Origin of the sequence: Microcoleus sp. A003_D6 (assembly GCF_036702825.1) — a bacterium.
Classification (GTDB): Bacteria; Cyanobacteriota; Cyanobacteriia; order Cyanobacteriales; family Microcoleaceae; genus Microcoleus.
Window position 1 is genome coordinate 1 of record NZ_JAUBWA010000223.1, and the last position, 5801, is coordinate 5801.

A 5801-nucleotide genomic window follows, 5' to 3' on the forward strand; every position below is an offset into this window, starting at 1 on the left:
CGCTCTTACATAAGTAGTTACTTTTGTCAACTTTTTTGTTAAGAAAGATGTTTATAAAGCATAGCTTATTAAGGGGGGCTAGGGGGGATCGGATTCTATGCAGCCTCATAAAAAATTGGTATCACGGCTTTATTGGTCGCAATGCGCGATCGAAGTTATCTTAGCATTGGCAGCGAACAGATTACCGCCCTTGACAATCAAAACACTACAACCCATCCCTCTCTTTCTTCTCTTCCTCTGTGTCCTCTGCGCCTCTGCGGTAAAAAAATAAATCTAGTTCACAAATGAAAAAGTTAAATTTATTCACACCACCTAATTGTAAACTTAAACTTGACTAATAAATCAAGCTTTAGTATAGTATATTAAGTAGCCCTACAAAAAGGAGGCAGCATGGACTGCACCGAATACGCAGAAGCAAAGCGAAAAGCAGCTAAGAAAATTAGCGCCGACATTCGAGAACGCTGGAACAATCGCATCGTCACGCGAGGATTGCACTTGATGGGTGAAGCGGGGGCCGTGCAGTATTTGGCTGATTACGGACGCGGCATCGGTACAGCAAAAGTTATCGGTTTTGCACTCTGCGCGGAGTCGGAAGGATACCCGGAAATGGCGATCGGATTTTGGAAAAAAGCGTTTGAATTGGAAACCGGAGAAAAGCCGATCGCCCTGAATCCTCCAAACAACTCTAGCACCAATCTTGCTCCTGCTACAAAATCAAAAGCCGCCAAAATAGAGACTGTCAACAATCCAACAGTTCCCGAATTGCCACCGCATTTGCAGCCGGGAAGGATAGTAACGATGCAGCCGGTTGACGCGCCGAGCGATCGTTCTTATTATATAGAAAATCCCGATTATTGGGGGCAGCCGAAGCGCGACGGCAATCGAGTGGTTGTCATCGCGACGCCAGAGCGAGTATACTACCAATCGCGATCGACTAACCTGCGACAGCAAGCATCAATTGAGATCGATCGCACATTAATCGACACAGCAGCTAAAATTGGCACCTTTGTTTTAGACGGCGAACTGTATTACAAAAGCTGTACGGGCAGCGAACACCGCACGGGCGCGCAAGCTGCTACAGTTAATATTGAAAGCGGTTTTCCGACAACCCAGCCCAGCGCTATTTATGCCATTTTTAAATGTTTGTTTTTCAAAGGCAATGATTTAACTACCGTGGCAGAATCCGAACGAATTGCAGCGGGAGTTGAAGTTGGCGAAATGCTGGCGAATTTATCCCCAGCCTTTGAAGTTGTACCGACATTTCGCACCGCAGCCGAAAAACTTTTACTGGCGAATCAACAGGAAGCTGAAAACAGAGAAGGAGAAGTTTGGATTTTGCACAACTGCCGCTATGTCGGCGGCAAAGATGTTAAGAAATTTCCGATGGTGAGGACTAAATACTGTCAGGAACACGATTTGTTTGTTGTGGGTTTGACGGCGACAAAAGTTGCGGGGCGGCCGTTTAGCGCCGTCAAAGTAGCGCAAGAAATTGATGGCAAATTAGTCCCAGTAGGAACCGTGGGAACGGGTTTTAGCGGGGAGGAAATGCAGGAAATTGCCCGACTCTACGAGGCTAACCCCAAAAGTGTCAAAATTAAAGTGCGATCGCAGGGTTTGACGGAAAGTGGCAAATTATGGCACGCACGATTTCTGGAGTTTTGTTAAATTTGTAGGGAAACGGCCGTGCCGTTTCCCAGCCGGGTATGCGATTATTAACCAATAGTGTCAAATAAAAATATCGGAGGAAACATCAATGTTTGTTAGCAAAAATAATTTCTACATCTCGCCAGAAGAGTACCTAGAAGGCGAGCGAGTAAGTCCCATCAAACACGAATACAGACGCGGACACGTTTATGCAATGACGGGGGCAAAAAAACCTCATATTGTTATTTCAGTAAACTTAGCAAGTTTGCTTAACAATCATCTGCGCGAGAGTTCCTGCTTAGTTCTTTCATCAGATATAAAAGCCCGACTGGAAGAGGCGAATTGTTATTACTATCCTGATGTAGCGGTGACTTGCGACGAAAGAGATACAAGTTCTACTGAAGACTTCATTTTATATCCATCTTTGATAGTTGAGGTATTGTCGCCCTCAACTGCATCTTTTGACAGGGGCGATAAATTTGTCGATTACCAAACTGCATCGAGTTTGCAAGAATACGTGTTAATCACTCAATCCGAAATAAAAATTGAATGTTTTAGACTCAATGCTGAGGGAAATTGGGTTTCTCAGACTTACCGACAAGGAGATGAGTTAGAGTTAATGAGTATAGATTTTCGCTGCCCGATCGCACAAGTTTATCAAAAAGTACCGGGCATCATATTGTGATGTAGGAAAAAAAACTTTCTTTGGTTCGCAGTGAGGAATGCAAGTCCTTCTTCTGAGGACTGAAGTCCTCACTAGGAACCGAAATGATAGCTAACCCATAGAAAAAACAATGATTAAAATTCTGCACCTTTCAGATATTCACATGGGAAGCGGCTTTTCCCACGGGCGCGTCAATCCCGAAACAGGCTTAAATACACGCTTGGAAGACTTCGCTGCGACGCTGAGCAAATGTATGGATAGAGCAATTTCTGAACCCGTAGATTTAGTCGTATTCGGCGGCGACGCTTTCCCGGATTCGACGCCTCCACCGTTTGTAAAAGAGGCTTTTGCTCGCCAATTCAGCCGCTTGGTTGACGCGCAAATTCCGACGGTTTTGCTAGTAGGAAATCACGACCAACATTCTCAGGGACAAGGCGGCGCGAGTTTGGGGATTTATCGGACTTTGGGAATACCTAAGTTTATTGTAGGCGATCGCCTGGAAACTCACCTGATTCAAACCCGCAGCGGCCCCGTACAGGTGGTAACATTGCCTTGGTTGACGCGATCGACCTTAATGACACGTGCCGAGACTGAAAGCCTTTCTATGGGCGATGTTAACCAATTATTAACCGAAAAACTGACGATCGCAATGGAAGGCGAAATCCGCCGCCTCAACCCCGAAATACCAACCGTACTTTTAGCGCATTTAATGGCAGATAAAGCGAGTTTAGGTGCAGAGCGTTTTTTAGCAGTTGGCAAAGGTTTTAACATTCCCGTTTCCATGCTAACTCGCCCTTGTTTCGATTACGTTGCTCTCGGCCACGTTCACAAACACCAAAATCTAAATTTATCCAACAATCCGCCCGTAATTTATCCCGGAAGTATCGAACGAGTTGATTTTAGCGAAGAGAAAGAAGATAAAGGTTTTGTGTTAGTTAATTTGGAACGGGGGAAAGCAGAGTGGGAATTTTGTGCTTTGCCCGTGCGAGTGTTTCAGACTATTAAAGTGAATGTTTCGGAATCGGAAAACCCGCAAGCCGAGTTAGTGAAAGCTATTGGGAAGAAGGAACTCGCAGACGCGGTTGTGAGATTGATCTACCAATTGCGATCGGAACAATTAGATTTAATCGACAACGCAGAATTGCACGCACTTCTGGGCGAAGCGCACAGCTACACAATTCAACCGGAATTAGTCAGTCAGCTAGCAAGGCCGCGGTTGCCAGAATTGAATGCTAATAATAGTATAGAACCGTTAGACGCTTTGAAAACTTATCTGGCAAGTCGCGAAGATTTGAAAGATGTTGCGGAGAGTATGTTAGAGGCGGCGCAGGGTTTGTTGGGCGGCCCGGAGGAAGTTTTGGTGGAATTTTAGACAAGATGGTGGTTTAAATCGCCCGGTTTTCTAACTAATCTTGTGGGGTGGGCATCTTGCCCGCCCCGATTTATGGTTTCTAAGATATACTTAATCAATCTGCAATCTGCTATAATTTTTCCGTTACCCTAATAAAAGCAAATATTCGGATGGGTATGCTGTAAAATCAAAGCAGCGACTATTGCAATGTTTCATCAGAGGCAAACATGAGAATCACTAAGATTTCCGTTACTAAGCTTTTTGGGATTTTCAATCATCCGGTTTCCTTGAACATGGAAGATAGAATCACGATTATTCACGGACCAAATGGAGTTGGGAAAACAGCCTTGCTCAGGTTGATCGATGGATTTTTTAATTCCCAATACTCTGAACTATTCAGTATTCCTTTTGCCGAATTTCGAGTAGATTTTGATGATTGCAGTCACCTACAAATAACTAAATTTTTCAAACAAACCAGTGATAATGAACACCACCAAGAGTTAACGGTTCAATTGCTTAATCGTGACTTGGAAGCAAAAATATTCTCACCAAACTTATCATCACCTGATTCAAACGATCCTCTTAAGGCTCTTGAGGCGCAGCTAAAAAACTTAGAGCTAACAAGTAAAAAGCTAGAGCTAATGGTGAAACAACTCGGAATAGTGATCGGAACAGGAACAATGCCATTAGAAGATGTTCGTAAACGATCCGATCGCTTACGGGATGAAGATTTTAAAATTGTCAAACAAGAACCAAACTGGTTGTCAGAGTTAAAACACTCTTTCCATGTTAGTTTTATAGAATCTCAGCGTTTGTTATATCTTTCAGATATACCTCAAGGATGGGTAGGTTGGGAACCTCCATCAATGATTTCCTCAGTTGATACATATTCTAAGGAACTGGCAAAAAATATTCAAGCAAAACTAGCTGAATACGGTGCATTGTCTCAATCTCTTGATAGAACTTTTCCTGCCAGAGTTGTTAACAAAAAAAATGTCTATAATTTAACAGAAGAAACGCTCAGCAACAAATTAAATGAAATTGACCAAAAGCGTTCTCGTTTTATAGAAAATGGTCTTTTAGATATAGGCGACAATTCTGATTTTCAAGTACCAGAACATATAGATATGACAACCGAAAATATTCTGTCAGTTTATATTGAAGATGTAGAAAAAAAATTCAGTATCTTTAACGAACTTGCCACTAAAATAGAGCTGTTTCAAAAAATAATCACACAGCGATTTCTTTATAAAACTATTAAAATCGACAAAGAAAAGGGTTTTACATTTACCACTCTCGACGGCAAGCCTTTGTCACCTACCGATTTATCTTCTGGGGAACAGCATGAATTGGTGATGCTTTACGAGTTGTTATTCAATGTCAAACCTAATTCGCTAATTCTCATTGACGAACCAGAACTTTCGCTACACGTAGCGTGGCAAGTGCAGTTCCTCACAGATTTGCAAGCAATCATCAAACTGGCAAACTTTGACGTGCTGATAGCAACTCATGCTCCAGGTATTATAGAAGATCGCTGGGATTTGACAGTGGGATTAAAAGGGCAAATTGCATGATAGAACCTACTTCTTCTCCAGATTTGCAAAATTATAAATTTTCTCCCCACTACATTGCCACCCAAATTCGTCTGTTACGTACCGATAAACAATATAGCGGTTCTTTTTTAATTGCGGAGGGAGATACAGATGCGCGGGTGTGGAAAAACTTGGTAGACTCTACAAACTGTCGTGTGGAAAATGCCCATAATAAGGACAATGCCGTAAAAGTGCTCAATATCCTTGAAAAAGATAACTTTGCTGGTGTTTTAGCTATTGTTGATGCTGATTTTTGGATACTGGAAGGTACTGTTAACTCTAATCCTAACTTACTATTAACTGATACTCACGATCTTGAAACTATGCTGCTGAAATCGCCATCACTTGAAAAAGTTCTTTCCGAACATGGTTCCGAACAAAAAGTCAAGGATTTTGGTAAAGATATTCGCCAGACTTTACTGGAAAGTGCTAAAGTCATTGGTTATTTACGATGGGCTTCGTTAAAGTTTAATTAGGGCTTGCTGAAAAAGTAAGAAAACAGCATTTAGAAAGATGAAGGAACTCGCGAGTCCCTTGATAATATAAGCTT

The 5801-nt window shown here is 42.4% G+C and carries 5 protein-coding genes; all 5 read left to right on the forward strand.

Annotated elements, in window-relative coordinates:
* Positions 1-390: 390 nt before the first annotated feature.
* The 5 genes from QUB70_RS31380 to QUB70_RS31400 all read left to right on the forward strand — a co-directional run bounded on the left by QUB70_RS31380 (position 391) and on the right by QUB70_RS31400 (position 5727).
* Positions 391-1665 (forward strand): ATP-dependent DNA ligase, encoded by a 1275-nt coding sequence (locus tag QUB70_RS31380; RefSeq protein ID WP_332985672.1) that lies wholly within the window; start codon positions 391-393, stop codon positions 1663-1665.
* A gap of 88 nt (positions 1666-1753) precedes the next feature.
* The gene (locus QUB70_RS31385; RefSeq protein ID WP_332985673.1) at positions 1754-2329 is read left to right on the forward strand and encodes a Uma2 family endonuclease; all 576 of its coding nucleotides are present in this window, start codon (positions 1754-1756) and stop codon (positions 2327-2329) included.
* 109 nt (positions 2330-2438) lie between these two features.
* The gene (locus QUB70_RS31390) at positions 2439-3680 is read left to right on the forward strand and encodes an exonuclease SbcCD subunit D (RefSeq protein WP_332985674.1); all 1242 of its coding nucleotides are present in this window, start codon (positions 2439-2441) and stop codon (positions 3678-3680) included.
* Positions 3681-3886: 206 nt separating this feature from the next.
* Positions 3887-5233, forward strand: coding sequence for an AAA family ATPase (locus QUB70_RS31395; RefSeq protein WP_332985676.1), 1347 nt, complete (start codon positions 3887-3889; stop codon positions 5231-5233).
* Positions 5230-5727, forward strand: a complete 498-nt coding sequence (locus tag QUB70_RS31400) for a DUF4435 domain-containing protein (RefSeq protein WP_332985677.1) — start codon at positions 5230-5232, stop codon at positions 5725-5727. The genes QUB70_RS31395 and QUB70_RS31400 overlap by 4 nt, the downstream gene beginning before the upstream one ends.
* The last annotated feature ends 74 nt before the right edge of the window (positions 5728-5801 follow it).

Bases quoted from the DNA above. Each gene is read 5' to 3' on its own strand.
- QUB70_RS31380 (WP_332985672.1), top strand. From the start codon at position 391: ATGGACTGCACCGAATACGCAGAAGCAAAGCGAAAAGCAGCTAAGAAA.
- QUB70_RS31385 (WP_332985673.1), top strand. From the start codon at position 1,754: ATGTTTGTTAGCAAAAATAATTTCTACATCTCGCCAGAAGAGTACCTA.
- QUB70_RS31390 (WP_332985674.1), top strand. From the start codon at position 2,439: ATGATTAAAATTCTGCACCTTTCAGATATTCACATGGGAAGCGGCTTT.
- QUB70_RS31395 (WP_332985676.1), top strand. From the start codon at position 3,887: ATGAGAATCACTAAGATTTCCGTTACTAAGCTTTTTGGGATTTTCAAT.
- QUB70_RS31400 (WP_332985677.1), top strand. From the start codon at position 5,230: ATGATAGAACCTACTTCTTCTCCAGATTTGCAAAATTATAAATTTTCT.